We start from the raw sequence: 16,596 nt of genomic DNA on the forward strand, positions 1-16,596 counted from the left end.
TCCTACTTCTATAATATAGAAGAAAAAACTGATATGAACTGTTTGCCTCGGCTTAAAGAGGGACAGTACATATCAGTTTTTTGTCAGGAATCATTCATTTTCACGACCGTATTTTTTGCGAAAGAGGTGAACAGTCAAAAAATCATCTTCAAAGACGATGGTCGCTTCATCGATCATCAAGCCCAATAAATAATAGTCTTTTTCTTCATGAATCGTTTGATGACCACCCAGTAATTCCACATAGTAATTTTCTAAGGTGATGTCTCGAGGTGTGTTGAGCATTTCGATAAAGTGCTCCAAATCCGTTGGCCGTTTAGGGCAAGGCCCACAAACTTTTGCGCTAAAACCGGTTTTTTCGAAGGACATTTGACTGGTGATTTGGGTACAGTCATGAGAGAGGAAGTAGGTGACGACCTCATCTGCAATGCGACGTGCGCGTTCTTTTTCAATCATTCTTTTTCCGCCTTTTTAATTGTTTCAATTCATCTAATAATGGCACCAGGGCAGCTGCGACAAATCCACTAGAAAAACCGTTATTGTATAAGTTCAATCCGCCGTGCAAGTAAGTGATATTTGTGACTAAAGCTGCATGGGTGATCCCTGCAATGATTCCAGCAATCCCTCCATAATAGCCACTGATCGGTGCTAAACTTGTCCCAAAAATAGCAGTCAAAAGCAAATTGAATGTTGATATTTCAGCAGTCAGCCCCAATTTTGACGCAACCACTACACCAATGAGGATAGGGATACTATTCTTGAGATGATTCCCAAAAGCGCCAAAACCGATAACTGTTAGTATAGCACCCAATAGTGGACCAGACAATTGACCTTGAAGGCCCAAAACAAGAGCCAACATCAAAAAGCCCATTAATGCCATATTGATCATTGTTAAGCCAAGTCCATATATAGTGACAAAATCAGTCATTAGTTTTCCTGAGGTTTTCAACAACTCTGAGTATCCAGTTAAGGATCGCCCATTTAAAATGTATCCAGTAATGAAAAGCAGACAGCAAATGATAGCAATAAATATTGATAAAAATAAATGGTATTGAGTGGTCAACTCGCTTTGGGGATGAACTTCTTGGCCGAAGAGACGCAAAAAACTTGTGAAAAACATCGTGACAATCCCTGTGGCAAAGCCAATGTTGTAAAGAGAAAAACCCTGGTGGAATTGCAAGAATTGAGCAGCTAAAGGTGGCAAGATCAAGCCTAACCCTATACCGATCAAGTAACCTATCAATATACCAATAGGAATAGGGAGACCCAAGCCAAAAGCAAGATAACTGATCACTGGTGATGCTGCACTGCCAAATAAGGCGACCAACAGATATTGGTTGAAGGGACGTTGCTGTATATACGCGTACAATGATACACCTAATGGAATGGGAATAGAGTTAAATAAGTTCTTGCCAAAAAAAGAAAAGCCGGAAAGTGTAAGAAACGCAGCAATTATCGGACCTGTAATAACTGTCCCTTGCTTTTTGGCAATCAAAATGGTCACCAGCATCAAGAGACCACTATTTAAAAAGGCGCTTCCAAGATTGCCAATTGCAAAATAATCGGAAATCAGATTGCTTGGAGAGCCTAAAATATTCAAAGATCCAGAAACCAACTCTTTAGGGGAAGATAGACAACCGAGAATAATCAAGATACAACTGTATACCAATAAAATACGCTGTGTCAAAAGTTGTGAAATTGGCGCAAATGCTTTCGAGGTTGTCTGTAATATCACTTTTTTTTCTGCCATTTTAACCCTCCTTATCTATCATGGTATCATACTCCCTTTGGCGAGAATAGCAGGTATAACAAAAAAATGACTATTCAGTTGAGCTTGCAAGAGGATATATCTGCGATAAGCACCAGTCGGTTTGATATGAGCAAATGAATCGGATAAATCATGATGGAGAAAGAAGAATAGGCAACGCAGTCTTTTTCTCTTTCATTCAATATTTTCACCAATCGAGGAAAATGTTGAATTAAAAGAAACGCTGATAATTGTTATAATTCATTAAGTATCTTTAGGTTATTCTCATCATTTCATCATTTAGATGCAGCTATCTGCGCTTTTAATGGGAATACGGGGTGTGAATGATTGAATGGATCGAATAAGGAGGATCTCAATGAAGAAAAAAATATTTGGTGTAGTTACTTTATGCGCAACGCTTTTATTGGGTGCATGTGGCACAGGAAACAATGCTGGTACAGGAAACGATGGTGGCACAGAAACTACAAGCACAAGCAATGTAGCTGAGGAAAATGAAGGACTGGATTTTCCTGTCAGTACATCGAATGAGGCTGAACTGATAGATGGTGGCACATTAGAAGTTGCTGTTGTGATGGATACGCAGTTTCAAGGCTTATTTCAATGGGAATTTTATCAAGATAGTTATGACCGTGATTTTCTAGAGCCGAGCCATGAATATTTGTTTTTAAAGAATGATGATTTTATGATCGTTGATGGCGGACCGGCAGATTTGGTTCTAGATGAAGAGAACAAAACTGCGACGATTACTTTGAGGGATGAATTGAAATGGTCAGACGGTGTTGATGTGACAGCTGAAGATGTGATTTTTTCGTATGAAGTGATCGGTCATGCTGATTATACCGGTATTCGCTATGACAATAACTTTACCAACATCATTGGTATGGAGGCATACAATGCAGGTGAGTCAGACACGATTTCAGGGATTACTGCAATCAGTGATAAAGTTGTTCAAATCGAATACAAAGAAGTTCATCCCGGCATGATGCAACAAGGCGGGGGTGTCTATCACTCAGCATTGGCAAAGCACACCTTTGATGGGATCGAAGTCAAAGACATGGAATCTAGTGACCCTGTGCGTAAGAACCCAATCGGTTTCGGTCCTTATGTGATGTCGAATATCGTACCTGGTGAATCGGTGGAGTACCTGCCAAATGAATATTATTATGGGGAAGAGCCTGCGCTTGATAAGTTGGTTTTTCGGGCGGTGCCATCTGCTTCAATCAATGAAGCGTTATTGGCAAAACATTATGATATGGCGATCAAAATGCCGACGGATACCTTTGACACGTATAAAGATATGGATGGATATCAAATGCTTGGCAGACCTGAGCAATCCTATACCTACATTGGGTTTAACTTAGGTACTTGGGACGAGGAATCAGGAAGTGTAGACTATGATCCTGAGTCTAAAATGGCCAATAAACAATTGCGCCAAGCAATGGCCTATGCAATCGATAATGACGCCATTGGCGAGCGGTTCTATCATGGTCTTCGCTCACGCGGCACTACATTGATTCCACCTGTGTTTGGTTCACTGCATGATACAACGATCGAAGGCTATGCATTGAATACGGACAAAGCAAACCAGTTGTTGGATGATGCAGGTTATTTGGATGTAGATGGAGACGGCTTCCGTGAAGATCCTAACGGCGACCCATTAACGATCAATTTTGCTTCAATGTCTGGCGGCGAAACAGCGCAACCGTTAGCAGATTATTACTTACAACAGTGGCAAGAAGTTGGTTTGAATGTAGAATATACAACAGGACGATTGATCGATTTTCAAGCTTTCTATGATCGACTAAAAAATGATGATCCAGAGATCGATGTCTATCAAGCCGCTTGGGGGACAGGATCTGATCCTTCACCGACTAGTTTATGGGGGCCAAATTCAGCCTTTAACTATACACGGTATGAATCCGAAGAGAATACCCGCTTATTAGCGGCGATTGATTCGAATGCTTCTTTCGATGAAGCAAAACGCAAAGAAGCATTCGATGCATGGCAAGCATATGCCTTTGAAGAAGCTTTTGCGTTCCCAACGTTATACCGCAATCAAATTCTGCCAATCTCTGATCGAGTAGCGAACTTTTCTTGGGCCTATGATGTTGACCATAATCCATGGGCAGCAGTAGGTGTGACTGCTGAGGAACGGGAATAGGCGTTTATTGGTAACAAATTACAAAAAAGAAGCATGGGCTTACTCATGCTTCTTTTTTTTCCAATCATTTTTTGGGTTTTAAAGATTGAATTGGTCTAGCTGTCCAAAGAAAATTAAAAACGTTTACAAAAAGTATTGACATTCTCTTTCAGATTGAGTAATATAATCTCAACAGAGCGCGAGAGTGTTCTGATAACTGGATTCGTTACTGTTCGGCAGGCAAGACCAGAGGAAAAAAGTGCATTGCTTACCTACGAGAAATAATCTCGGGGTTGGACACTTTTTTGCTTTGGTCTTCTTTTTTTATTCAACATTTTTATAAATAAGAAAAGAACCGGTTCCAAAGTAAGGGATAATCTTGGCTGCATCACTGGAGCTAGAAAGGGGAGCATAAAAAGGAATATTTTTCATTAGTAGGTTGGAGCCGTTCTTCGATCATTTGAAATGCATGAAGGACATTGATGGTATTTATGTAAGATTCAAATAAATATCCATGGCGCAACATCGCAGGTTACTTTGTTGTGAAATAGATGCTTAAGTGCATAAGGAATGGGCTCAGGACAGAAACCTTCGGCATACGTTAAGAATGAATGCGTTTTTCTTGCGAGATGTGCTGATTAAGGAGGATTGTTCGTGAAGATAGTCAAAAGGATCAACAACAATGTCGTACTCTCGAAAGAAGATGAAATCGAAGTGATCCTCATGGGAAAAGGCATCGGTTTTCAAACAAAACCTGGTGATTGGATCCCGACAGAAACAATTGAAAAAAAGTATTATCCAGAAGATGACTTGACCGTAGAGCACATGTCGAAAGTCATGACCAAAGCCAACGAAAAACAAATGGCAGTGATATATGAAATCGTCCGAATCTTTCGCGACAGCATTGAAACCGATTTCAATCCGAATGTATATTTCACATTAATGGATCATATCTTATTTGCGATCAGCAGACAAAAGCAAGACATTGTCTTGACCAATCCTATGCATTGGGAAATCAAGAAAATCTATGCCAAAGAGTATGCAGTTAGTTTGCAGGCGGTGGATTTGATTCGCCAAGAACTATACCCAGATTTTTCGCAAGAGGAAGCTGCCTTTATCACATTGCATTTCGTGAATGCGGAGATAGAAAAAAGTACCAATCAAAGTGCCTTCGAACACACAGAACTGACAAACAATATTTTAAGAATCGTCAAGTACAGTATGAACATTGAATATGATGAGAATTCATCTTACTTCCAACGGTTCGTGACCCACATTCGCTATTATTTGATTCGTCAAAGTCAGGGAACCGATGAACCAGTGATGACCAATCCAATGATCGCGCTGGCCTTCAGCAGCTATCCTAAGGAAAAAGAAACCGCAGATTCAATCAAAGAATATTTATATGAACAAAAAAAGTGGCTAGTGAATGATATGGAATTGATGTATTTGATCCTCCATATCGGCAATCTAGCTGCTCACTCAAAGATATCATAAGAAAATAAATGGATTCGTTACAGTTCGGCTGGCAAGACCTGCACTTTCTTACAATATGTCTAAAGATAACATTCTTTTTTGGAATGTCTGTCTGTATAGATAAGTTGTAAATAGGCTGGTCTTTTTTATTATCTAAAATTTAAAGGAGTAATGAAAATGGCAAAATATACTGAATTAGCCCAAGATATTTTGGCGCACGTTGGCGGCAAAGAAAATGTTTCATCGGTGAAGCACTGTGTCACAAGACTTCGTTTTCACTTAAAAGATGAAAGTAAAGCAGATACAAACTACTTGCAAAAACGCGATGGGGTTGTGACGGTTGTCAAAGCCGGCGGGCAATACCAAGTCGTCATCGGAAATCATGTGCCTGATGTTTATGACGAAGTCCTAAAAGTTGGTGGTCTAGCAGACGGCGGCACTGTTGACGTGGACGAAGGTGATGGCCCGAAAGGAAGTTTGTTTGATCGCTTTATTGATGTTATTTCCAGTTTGTTCCAACCTTTCTTAGGGCCATTAGCAGCAGCAGGTATTTTGAAAGGAATCACGGCATTGCTAGCTGCAACAGGGATGGATGCGACTAATGGTATTTATGTTGTGATGAACACGTTAGGGGATGGATTATTCCAATATTTGCCAATGATCCTTGCTGTCACAGCTGCTCGTAAATTTAAGATGAATATCTATACCGCTTTGGCAATTGCAGGGGCCATGGTCTATCCAGGCTTGGCTGACAGTGTCGCGGCAGCCAGTAAAGTATTTGGTTTGACTTTGACCCTGCCAGCTGGCGGATACTTCAATAGTGTCTTACCGGTCATTTTAGCAATTTTTGTCGCATCAAAAATCGAACAATATATGCGGAAAATCACACCAGATGTCGTGAAAATGTTCGTTGTACCCTTCGTAACGATTTTGATCACAGTCCCATTGACATTCTTCGTTGTCGGACCAGTTGCCAACACAGCGTCAAACTGGATCGGTGTTGCTTTCCAAGCAGTCTATGATTTCAGCCCAATCGTTTATGGCTTTGCATTAGGTGCTTTATGGCAAGTATTGGTGATGTTTGGTTTACACTGGGGACTTGTACCTTTGGCAATCATGGATATGGCACAAAATGGCCAGTCGATCATCTTGACAGCAGCAGTTTTGCCTTGTTTCACACAAACAGGTGTCTTAGCAGCTATCTGGTTGAAGACCAAAGAACCAAAAGTCAAACAAGGAACGATGCCTGCTTTGATCTCATCCATCTTTGGCGTCACTGAACCAGCTATTTATGGGTATACATTACCAATGAAAACACCATTTATCGTTTCTTGTATCGTTTCGGGCTTGGTTGGCGTGTACTTATCGATTTTCAACGTAACGGGCTATGCAATGGGTGGTATGGGTATCTTCTTGTACCCAGCTTATATTGATCCGGCAACAGGCAGCTTTCATAGCGTGATCCATTTGGCAATCGGTACGGTATTAGCAATTGTCGCTTCATTTGTGATCATGATGATGCTAAAAGTACCTACATTGTATGCAGATATTGATACACCTGTTGATGTGCCAGTCAAACCAGCAACGTCTACACGTACAGTTTCTGCCCTGGTAAAAGACGAAACGATCAAAAGTCCAGTTTCTGGTCATGTTGTGGCTTTGAAAGATGTGGAAGATAAAGTTTTCTCATCCGGTGCCATGGGGAAAGGAATCGCGATTGAGCCAGCCAACGGAGAAATCACAGCACCAGCCGATGCTGAAGTAAAAATTTTGTTTCCAACAAAACACGCAATCGGCTTAGTTACCGAAGAGGGGACTGAATTATTGATCCATATCGGTATGAATACCGTTGAACTGGAAGGCAATCATTTTACTGCTTATATCAACCAAGGGGATAAAGTCAAAGCAGGCCAAAAATTGATTTCATTTGATTCGGATGCGATTCGTTCTGCAGGTTATTCATTATTGACACCAGTTATTGTGACCAATACAAATGATTACACGACGGTTTTAGCTACAGAGGCGACCGATGTATCAGCAAATGACAATTTGATTGAAGTTGTAAAATAAATGAAGGACGAGACAGGGGCTTGCGGTTGTCTTGACCCTTGTCTACGATCGAATAATAGAAATGAGGCAAACAAATGACAGTCAAACAGTTTCCAAAAGGATTTTTATGGGGTGGTGCAACTGCCGCCAATCAATTTGAAGGGGCTTGGAATGAAGGCGGACGTGGTCCCGCAACATCGGATACTGCAGTCGCAGTAAAACCGGAAGACCGCAAAAATATCGAAGATTTCTCGGCGCCGATGACCCGCGAAAAAATTGAATTTGCCTTGAACGATAAAGAAGGCTTATACCCTAAACGCTGGGGCTCAGATTTCTATCACCGTTATCAAGAAGATATTGCTTTGTATGCAGAAATGGGTTTCAAAACCTTTCGTTTATCGATTGCTTGGTCACGTATCTTTCCAAATGGTGATGATGCGCAACCGAATGAAGAAGGTTTGCAGTTTTATGATAATGTCTTTGATGCATGTGCGAAATACGGTATCGAACCATTGGTGACACTTTCTCATTATGAAACACCAATTGGTATCGCCCTGAACTACGGCGGTTGGAAAAACCGTCAAGTCATTGACTTGTTTGTTAAATACGCCGAAACAGTACTCACTCGTTACAAAGACAAAGTGAAATATTGGTTGACCTTTAATGAAATCAACATTATGGGTATCTCAGGCTATGTAGGTGGTGCATTGGTATCTGAGGATGGTACACAAAGCCTATCGGAAATGTATCAAGCAGTTCATCATCAATTCATTGCATCAAGTTTAGCAACTAAATTTGCCCACGAAATCAATCCTGGAATCAAAGTAGGAATGATGTTGGCACGGATGCAATCTTATCCAGCGACACCGAATCCTGCAGATGTGATGGAAGAAATCAAAAAAGACCATGAAAACTTATTCTTCTCTGATGTCCAAGTACGCGGCAAATATCCAGCCTATACAAAACGTTTCTTCAAAGAAAACAACATTGAAGTGACTTTTGAAGAGGGAGATCTAGATATCTTGGCTCAATATCCAGTGGATTTCATGTCTTTCTCCTATTATATGAGTTCCATAGCACGACACAATCCAGAAGAAGGTGGTGAATCAACGGCCGGAAACTTTTTGTTAGGTGAATCTAATCCTTACTTAGCAGCATCAGACTGGGGATGGCAGATCGATCCAATTGGTTTGCGTGTGACATTGAATAACCTTTATGATCGTTATGAAGTGCCTTTATTCATCGTGGAAAATGGATTAGGGGCTCTGGATCAAGTGGAAGAAGATGGATCGATCCATGATACCTATCGTATTGATTACTTGAAAGCACATATTGAACAAATGTATGAAGCGATTGAAGATGGGGTCGAATTGATGGGCTATACCTCATGGGGCTGTACAGATTTGGTTTCAGCATCTACTTCTGAGATGTCTAAACGTTATGGTTTTGTCTATGTGGATGCCGATGATGAAGGCAATGGTTCATTCGACCGTTCACGTAAGGATAGTTTCTTCTGGTATAAAGAAGTCATCGAAACAAATGGAGCAAATGTATTAAATGAATAATTGATGAGAAAGCTGAGTTTTACAACTCGGCTTTTTTTTTGCTTTATTTGATTGTTCTCACATGTATTTTGACAGTTTCATCTGGGAAATTGAAACGAAGACGGTTTCTTATGTGTTTAGATAGTAAATCAAGTGACAAAAATACTTTGTTTTTTATCACTTAATGCGCTTTCAAATGAGAATGATGTGATAAAAAGACTTTTTTTGTAACATATAGGTGTAAAAGGAGTATGATATGAACGAATTAATCTATCGAAGGAGTGGAGAAATGTGGGAAGTTTGTATAAAGCACGAAAACCGATTTTCGTGGTTATGTTGGTTTTGATTCTTTTCCAATATATTGCACCTGTAGCTGCTGCAGCAGAAGTATTGGCACAAAAAACGGCAGCATTGACGTTGGTCAAAGCGGAAAAAGGACAATCGGAGAATCAAGTTGCATTATCCGTGAAAATTGATGGCGGGGAACAGGAAGAGACGCTTGCTATCCAGTCGTCTGAGAACATTTTTTCAATGGCCTGTTTTGATGAAGATACAAATGTGAATGATGTCACACTCGACACACAAGGTCAAATTCATGTCAAGGCAGCACCTGGTGAAACGGATACAAGAACGATTTTATTAACGATCAAGGATGATACTGCCCTCAAAGCGAACACTATTTCTTTTGGGTATAATGAGCAATCGCTGTCTTATCAATTACCGGATAAATATTTGGCAGTCAATGATCATACAAAACAAACAAGTGATGTGTTGACTGAAACTGATGATTCAGAGTTGGCTGCTTCCGATCAAACAGAACCAGCTTCTGCTTCCGAGGAAGCAAGTAGTTCTGAAAGTATGTCCGAATCTATGATTTCTTCAGATGAAATGAAAGACGAAGCAGATCAATCCGATAAAACCGCTGTAGTTCATTCAGCAACAGACATTCGGACTTATTTTCCTGATGCCCAAGGAACGATTTTAACCGATTCAAGTCTTACGTATAAAGATGAAAACGGCACGATCGTTCAAGCGCCGCTTACAGAAAAAACGAGTGTGCAGCTCTTTTATGCTTGGCGTATACCTGAAGAAATCAGAGAACAAATCGTGTCTGGAGATTATTTTGCATTTCAATTACCTGATCAATTAAAACCTAATCGTGCACTAAATGGTCATTTGCAAAATGATGCAGGTGAAGTATATGCGACATACACGGTCGATACTGATGGTCACGTGGTATTTACATTCAATGATCATGTGACGAAAGAATCACATATCACAGGTACGTTCCATTTCGACACGCATTTTGATACAGTCCATATTGATAAACCCGGTCATACGACTATTGCGTTTCCTGAAGAAGATCAGTTGCCGCCTGTGGATGTCTTTATTCGACCTGATACGGATAAAGAGATAGACAAGCAAGGGCATTTTGATCGGACACCAAATCCTACTGAGATTGAATGGACGATTGATATGAATCATGCAATGAATCAGCTGACAAATCCAACAGTCTCAGAAAGTTGGCCAAAAGGTATCGATTACCAATCAGTCAAGGTATATGAATTGGTGATGAATTTAGATGGCACAATCAAAGAACAAGGACGACTACTGGAACCGTCTGAATATCGTGTGGATCAGAATGGAAACGTAACGGTTGATGGAGAGACACAAAAAGCTTATCGATTGGTTTATCAAACATCTATCAATCAATCGATTGTTCCAGATAATGGTGGAAAAGTGCCTTTTGTCAATACTGCGAAGTTGACCGATGAGAATGACAAAGACGGTATCGATGCTAAAGCAACGGTCACAGCTAACTACGGTAAGTTGCTGACAAAGGAAAAAGCTGGTTATGATGCAGCTAATCAGCAATTTTCATGGCGCATCAAATATAATTACGGCGAAAAGGCCATTGCTCAAGCAGATGCGCATTTAGTAGATACCATGAGTCAGAATCTTAATTTTGATGCTGCTTCATTGGTCGTAAGACCTGTCTCATTTAGTAGGAAAGGTACCGAACAACTCGGTGCACCGTTAGTTTCTGGCACTGATTATCAGATCGTACCTGCGGAAGCTAACCATGGGTTCACTTTACAATTTTTGCATGATGTCAATCAGGCTTATCAAATCGACTATAAAACTGATGTCAATCAGATCGTTGAAGAGACATCTGAAGTGGACAATCATGTAGCAGTGGATGATAAGGGAGGCAGTTCTTCTCATGGACAGGCCGAACAGCAAAATGTTATCAAAAAACTTGGCACTGTTGATTATGCCAATCAAACTGTGGACTGGTCAATCGCTGTGAACAAAAATCATTATTTGATGAAAAATCTTGTGTTACAGGATACATATTCTCCTGCCCACGGATTGCGCATGGCGTTAAGACAAGGCGCGCAGTATGATTTAGATATCCTTGACAAGTCCGCGAACAATAAAAAATTAGAGCCGGACAAAGATTACACAATTGCATTATCCGTCGACAAGGATGGATATCAAACCGGTTTCCGCATAAACATGATAGGCGATTATGCTGCGACTGATCATGAATTTACGATTGATTATCGAACGAACTTTGATACCTCAAACTTAGAACCGGATCAACCAGCCTTAGATCATTTTACCAATGGTATCAGCGTGGATTGGATAGGTGAGGATGGTGATAATCATCATTCAGAAGATCATAAAGATTTTAAACCGCATTATCCCTATGCACTTAATGCACAAAAAGGGGGTGTCTACAACGCTGTAACCAAAACAATCACTTGGACGATTGCTGTGAATTTAAGTGCAAATCAATTAAATGAGGCATCATTGGTCGACCAAATCAAAGACAATCAGTCTTACGTTGCGGGAAGTCTCCAAGTTTTTGAAGGAAGAACCAATCCAGATGGTTCTGTAACGAAGAGAACACCAAATGCTGTCAACACGCAAATGCGTAAGGTGACAGAACCAAGTGTGCTCAATGATCAGAATGTCGAAGTCGATTTTCCAAATGGGATCGCAAAAACCTACATCATTGCATTTCAAACATCGGTTGCGGATAAAGTCATCGAAGAACAAGGGGACTATACAAACGTTGCTCGCTATGAAAACAATGGTGACAAGCGAGATGTCACCGGTGAGGTTTCAGTCAAATATGGTGGGAAGCTTGTGGAGAAATCTGGGGAACAAGATACCAGCAATCCTGACTATGTCAATTGGCAATTACTGATCAATCCGTCTCAATCTACATTGAGTAATGTGGTAATCAAAGATACGCCTTCAGCCAATCAAGTGATCGACCAGTCTTCTATTCATCTCTATGAAACAAATGTTGCTTCTGATGGGACGATTACCCCTAATATGGATGCGTCTTTAACCCAAGGCACAGATTACACAGTGGAAGTTAAAACGGATAATGAAACTGGCCAGCAAGCAATGACCATCAAGTTAACGAATGAAATCGATACCTCTTACTATATGACTTATCGTAGTTTTATCACTTCATCTATTGCAGGAAATACCGACAAGGTCAGCAATACAGCTAAAATCACTGGTGATAATATTCAAACCGTTATAGACGATAGTGGTACAGATGTGACAGTTGAAGTTGATCATAGCTCTGGAAATGCCACAGGTGAAAAAGGCCGTTTGATTCTTCAAAAAACCGACAGCGATGGTACGACACCTTTGGCGGGCGCCCATTTTGAATTATGGGATTCTACGAAATCGCAATTGTTGCGAGAAGGAGAGGTAAATTCCTTCGGTCAAATTACTTTTGGGGCATTGCCATTCGGCAACTACTTGTTATTTGAAACAAACGCTCCAGATGGATATTCGGTTTCTGATGAACTGGCAAAAGGCAAACGGGTAACGATTTCTGCTGAAAATACCGGAGATGATGTATCAACGCTTACGCTAAAAAATGAACGCAACGAAGTCATTTTGCATAAAGTTGATGCGTCAGGAAATCCAATCACTAGTGATCAAGACCATCAATTTGGTGCTCAATTCAAAATTGAGCGGTTAAATATTCTTTCTGTGACCGGAAACAATTGGGATGTTGTAGATATTGATCCGAATACAACCAATCAAAAGGGCGATTTGATCATAAAAAGTCTGCCAGTTGGGATATACCGTGCGACTGAAATTACTGCGCCTACGGATTATATATTGGATCAAACCCCTAGTTACTTTATTGTGGCAAAGACAGCCAATGGGCAAATTCCGATTGTTGAAGTTACCATCACAAATTACCAAGGCGCTGCGGAGCTGACCAAAACAACTGAGTCAGGGCAGCCCTTAGCAGGCGCAGAATTTGATGTGGTAAATGAAAAGGGAGAGGCAGTCAATGAACAGGCCTTGATTTCTGACAATGGTGGCATTGTTCGTGCGACTGGTTTAGCCCCAGGTAGTTATTATTTTAAGGAAACCAAAGCACCAAAGGGATATCTGGTAAATTCAACTCAAGTACCATTTGAAATTACAGCCAAACAAACAGGTGAACCTGATACGGTTACAGTCCAACCGGATGGATCCACACCGCTTTCGGTAATCGATTACCAAGGATCAGCCTCAATCAAAAAAACGGATGAAGCTGGTAATAGCTTGGCAGGTGCAGAATTTGATGTACTTGATGAAGAAGGCCAAGTAGTTAACAGTAGAAAACTTGTCTCGCAATCTGATGGAAGTGTGTCGATTGATCAACTATCACCAGGTAAATATTCATTTGTTGAAAGAAAAGCACCAGATGGATACTTGCTGAATACGAAGCCAGTTGATTTTACGATCGACGATCAAGCAGCAGGCAAACCAGATGAAATCATTGGTGAATCATTGAAAAATTACAAAGGTAGTTTTTCGATTCGCAAAACTGATTCTGCTGGAACAGGACTGCAGGGTGCAGAATTTACACTCTATGATAACAATAAACAAAGACTTGATTTAACCGAAACAGCTAACTCAGAGGGATTTGTAACTTTCAAAGGCTTGGCGCCAGGCATTTATTACTACCAAGAAATCAAAGCCCCTCAAGCAAGCGACGGAACAGAGTATATCATCAATCCATCGTTGATCAAGGTTGAGATTCCGGATGCATATCAAGGAAAGCCGGAAGTATTTGATCAAGGAGATTTTCAAAACTTCCGTGGTGAAGTTAAAATAACGAAAAAAGGTGAAGGCGGATCTATTGCTGGAACGACTTTTGATTTGTATCGCATCACAGATGGGAAACAAGACCGAGTGTCTGAAACAGTCGTTGGTGATGACGGTGTAGTAGATTTGTCTAACTTGGGTGTCGGCTCTTATAAACTGGTTGAAGCAAAAGCAGCATCAGGTTATGTCATCAATACACAACCAATTTACTTCTTGGTCAATCCTGAAAATGATGAAAATGAGATGATTGATCATATTGATTTCACTAACTATCAGAGCGAGATGACAGGTAGAAAGCTGAATGAAGATCGTGAAGGACTAGCAAATGCTGAATATCAAATTTATGCAGTAGATGCAGAGAAAAATCTTGAAGGAGAACCAATTCATTTCGCGACAAAAGAAAAGCCGGATACGGATAAAATTATTACGAATGCCAAGGGTGAGATCTATGCGAAAGGACTTGAAAAAGGAACATATGCATTAGTTGAGACCAAAGCCCCAACAGGATACATTTTAGATAAGACCAAACATCTCTTTACGATCACCGATCAAATTGGCAAGCCTAAACCTATTGATATTGGTGATTTGATGGATTATCAAGGAAGCGTGACGCTGAGAAAAACAACGTCAGATCATGCGCCACTTCCACACGCTTCTTTCGACTTACTTGATGAAAACAATCAAATCGTCAATACAAACCCATTGATCACAGATGCTCAAGGCCAGATCACGGTAACAGATCTAGCACCAGGAACCTATCATTTTGAAGAAACCAAGGCACCAGAGGGCTATTTGATCAATACTGAAACAATCACGTTTACCATCAAAGCAAGTCAATTTGGTGAACCGGATGTAATCAAACTTGCTGACTTCATTGATTATAAAGGGTCAGCTGTATTGAACAAAACTGATAGTGATGGCAATGGCTTATCGGATGCAACGTTTAATGTTCTAGATAGTCAAAACCAAATAGTTAACGCAACGCCTTTAACATCAAATGATAATGGTGAGGTACAAATCACTGATCTTTCTCCCGGAGACTATCGATTTGTAGAAACCAAAGCCCCAGCAGGATATATCTTAAACAATGAACCCGTTGCCTTTACGATTGAAAATACCGCCAAAGGAGAACCAGCGACTGTTCAAGCAGGTACCTTGATCAATTATCAAGGTAGTGCTGAATTGATCAAAACGGATGAAGCCGGACATGTATTATCAAATGCTGTCTTCACTGTTTTTCATGCAGATGGAAATGAAGTGACAACCACTACTTCAGATCAAAATGGTCATGTCTATGTATCAGGATTAGCTCCAGGTGATTATCAATTAAAAGAAACCAAAGCCCCCGACGGCTATGTCTTAAATGATCGTCCTGTATCCTTTACTGTTGCTTTAGAAGCGACTGGAAAACCTGAAACTCTGACACTGGGAGAATTTATCAATTTTAAAGGATCAGCGAAATTGATGAAAATCGCTGAAAACGGCACACCGTTAACGAATGTGACTTTTGATGTGCTTGATGATCAAGACAATCAAGTCAATGATGGACCTTTAGTTACAAATGAAAACGGCGAAGTTGAGATGACAGATTTGGCTCCTGGGAATTATCATTTCGTTGAAAATACAACATCAAGTGCGTATATTTTAAATACAGAAACTGTTTCGTTCACAGTTCCAGATCATGCATCTGAAAAACCAGTCTTATCTGTTGGTACATTTATCAATTATCAAGGCAGTGCTGTCCTCAAGAAGACGACTGAAGATGGACGGCCATTAAGGAATGCCGCTTTTGCTGTTCTCGATGAACAAGGCAATAAATTGACTGTTGATGACTTAATCACAGATGCCGATGGATTGATCAAAATCGATCATCTAGCACCAGGAAATTATGCATTTGTTGAAGTCGCTGCACCAACGGGATACTTACTTAATATGACTGCTGTTCCCTTCACAATTAATGAATCTGAACTAGGTGAACCAGAACCGATTTTTGCTGGAACATTGATCGATTACCAAGGAAGTGCTACATTGACAAAGACCAATGCAGATGATGAACCACTTGCAGATGCGGTCTTTAAAGTCGTCGATAGTGAAGGCACGACCGTAGCAGAGAATCTGTTATCAGATGAAGACGGGATCGTCCATGTAGAAGGATTGGCACCAGGCAGTTATTCATTTGTGGAAACCCAAGCACCAATCGGCTATCGCTTAGACGACGCCTCGACAAAATTTGTGATCGAATCACAAGCGCTTGGCGCACCTGATGACGTTGATGCCGGAAGCTTTGTTAACCAACTGATTCCGAACAAACCAGACACCTCAGACCGATTGCCAAAAACGAATGATCAAGGAAATATGTGGTTATCGTTGATTGGCGGACTTGTTGTCATATTGGCCGCTTCGGCTGGGGGATATGTGAATAGAAAAAGAAAAAGATAAGTAACGAAAAGGTACTTCGTCCCTGAAGCAAAGGGATGAGGTAC

7 protein-coding genes are annotated in these 16,596 nt (G+C 40.6%); 5 read left to right on the forward strand and 2 right to left on the reverse strand.

What is annotated here, in order from left to right:
* Window positions 1-90: 90 nt before the first annotated feature.
* Both IGI41_RS05085 and IGI41_RS05090 read right to left on the reverse strand, forming a co-directional pair.
* The gene (locus IGI41_RS05085) at window positions 91-453 is read right to left on the reverse strand and encodes a hypothetical protein (protein WP_430611863.1); all 363 of its coding nucleotides are present in this window, start codon (window positions 451-453) and stop codon (window positions 91-93) included.
* On the reverse strand, window positions 446-1,747 hold the full coding sequence (locus tag IGI41_RS05090) for a DUF1576 domain-containing protein (protein ID WP_430611865.1): 1,302 nt from the start codon (window positions 1,745-1,747) through the stop codon (window positions 446-448). Before IGI41_RS05090 ends, IGI41_RS05085 begins: the two co-directional genes overlap by 8 nt.
* A gap of 373 nt (window positions 1,748-2,120) precedes the next feature.
* On the opposite strand from IGI41_RS05090, the gene IGI41_RS05095 reads away from it, so the two are divergent.
* The 5 genes from IGI41_RS05095 to IGI41_RS05115 all read left to right on the forward strand — a co-directional run bounded on the left by IGI41_RS05095 (window position 2,121) and on the right by IGI41_RS05115 (window position 16,552).
* On the forward strand, window positions 2,121-3,926 hold the full coding sequence (locus IGI41_RS05095; RefSeq protein ID WP_430611867.1) for an ABC transporter substrate-binding protein: 1,806 nt from the start codon (window positions 2,121-2,123) through the stop codon (window positions 3,924-3,926).
* Between the two features lie 633 nt (window positions 3,927-4,559).
* Complete coding sequence (locus IGI41_RS05100) at window positions 4,560-5,402, forward strand: PRD domain-containing protein (RefSeq protein WP_430611869.1); 843 nt, start codon at window positions 4,560-4,562, stop codon at window positions 5,400-5,402.
* Between the two features lie 156 nt (window positions 5,403-5,558).
* Window positions 5,559-7,451: a beta-glucoside-specific PTS transporter subunit IIABC gene (locus IGI41_RS05105; protein WP_430611871.1), complete on the forward strand. Its 1,893-nt coding sequence runs from the start codon at window positions 5,559-5,561 to the stop codon at window positions 7,449-7,451.
* 74 nt (window positions 7,452-7,525) lie between these two features.
* Window positions 7,526-8,995 (forward strand): glycoside hydrolase family 1 protein, encoded by a 1,470-nt coding sequence (locus tag IGI41_RS05110; protein ID WP_430611873.1) that lies wholly within the window; start codon window positions 7,526-7,528, stop codon window positions 8,993-8,995.
* A gap of 270 nt (window positions 8,996-9,265) precedes the next feature.
* The gene (locus IGI41_RS05115) at window positions 9,266-16,552 is read left to right on the forward strand and encodes a SpaA isopeptide-forming pilin-related protein (protein WP_430611875.1); all 7,287 of its coding nucleotides are present in this window, start codon (window positions 9,266-9,268) and stop codon (window positions 16,550-16,552) included.
* The last annotated feature ends 44 nt before the right edge of the window (window positions 16,553-16,596 follow it).

The organism is Enterococcus sp. DIV0876, assembly GCF_050529585.1.
Taxonomy (GTDB): Bacteria; Bacillota; Bacilli; order Lactobacillales; family Enterococcaceae; genus Enterococcus_D.

What these genes read in the sequence shown, in the direction of transcription:
- IGI41_RS05085 (WP_430611863.1), bottom strand. Translation starts at nt 453, where the DNA reads ATGATTGAAAAAGAACGCGCACGTCGCATTGCAGATGAGGTCGTCACC.
- IGI41_RS05090 (WP_430611865.1), bottom strand. Translation starts at nt 1,747, where the DNA reads ATGGCAGAAAAAAAAGTGATATTACAGACAACCTCGAAAGCATTTGCG.
- IGI41_RS05095 (WP_430611867.1), top strand. Translation starts at nt 2,121, where the DNA reads ATGAAGAAAAAAATATTTGGTGTAGTTACTTTATGCGCAACGCTTTTA.
- IGI41_RS05105 (WP_430611871.1), top strand. Translation starts at nt 5,559, where the DNA reads ATGGCAAAATATACTGAATTAGCCCAAGATATTTTGGCGCACGTTGGC.
- IGI41_RS05110 (WP_430611873.1), top strand. Translation starts at nt 7,526, where the DNA reads ATGACAGTCAAACAGTTTCCAAAAGGATTTTTATGGGGTGGTGCAACT.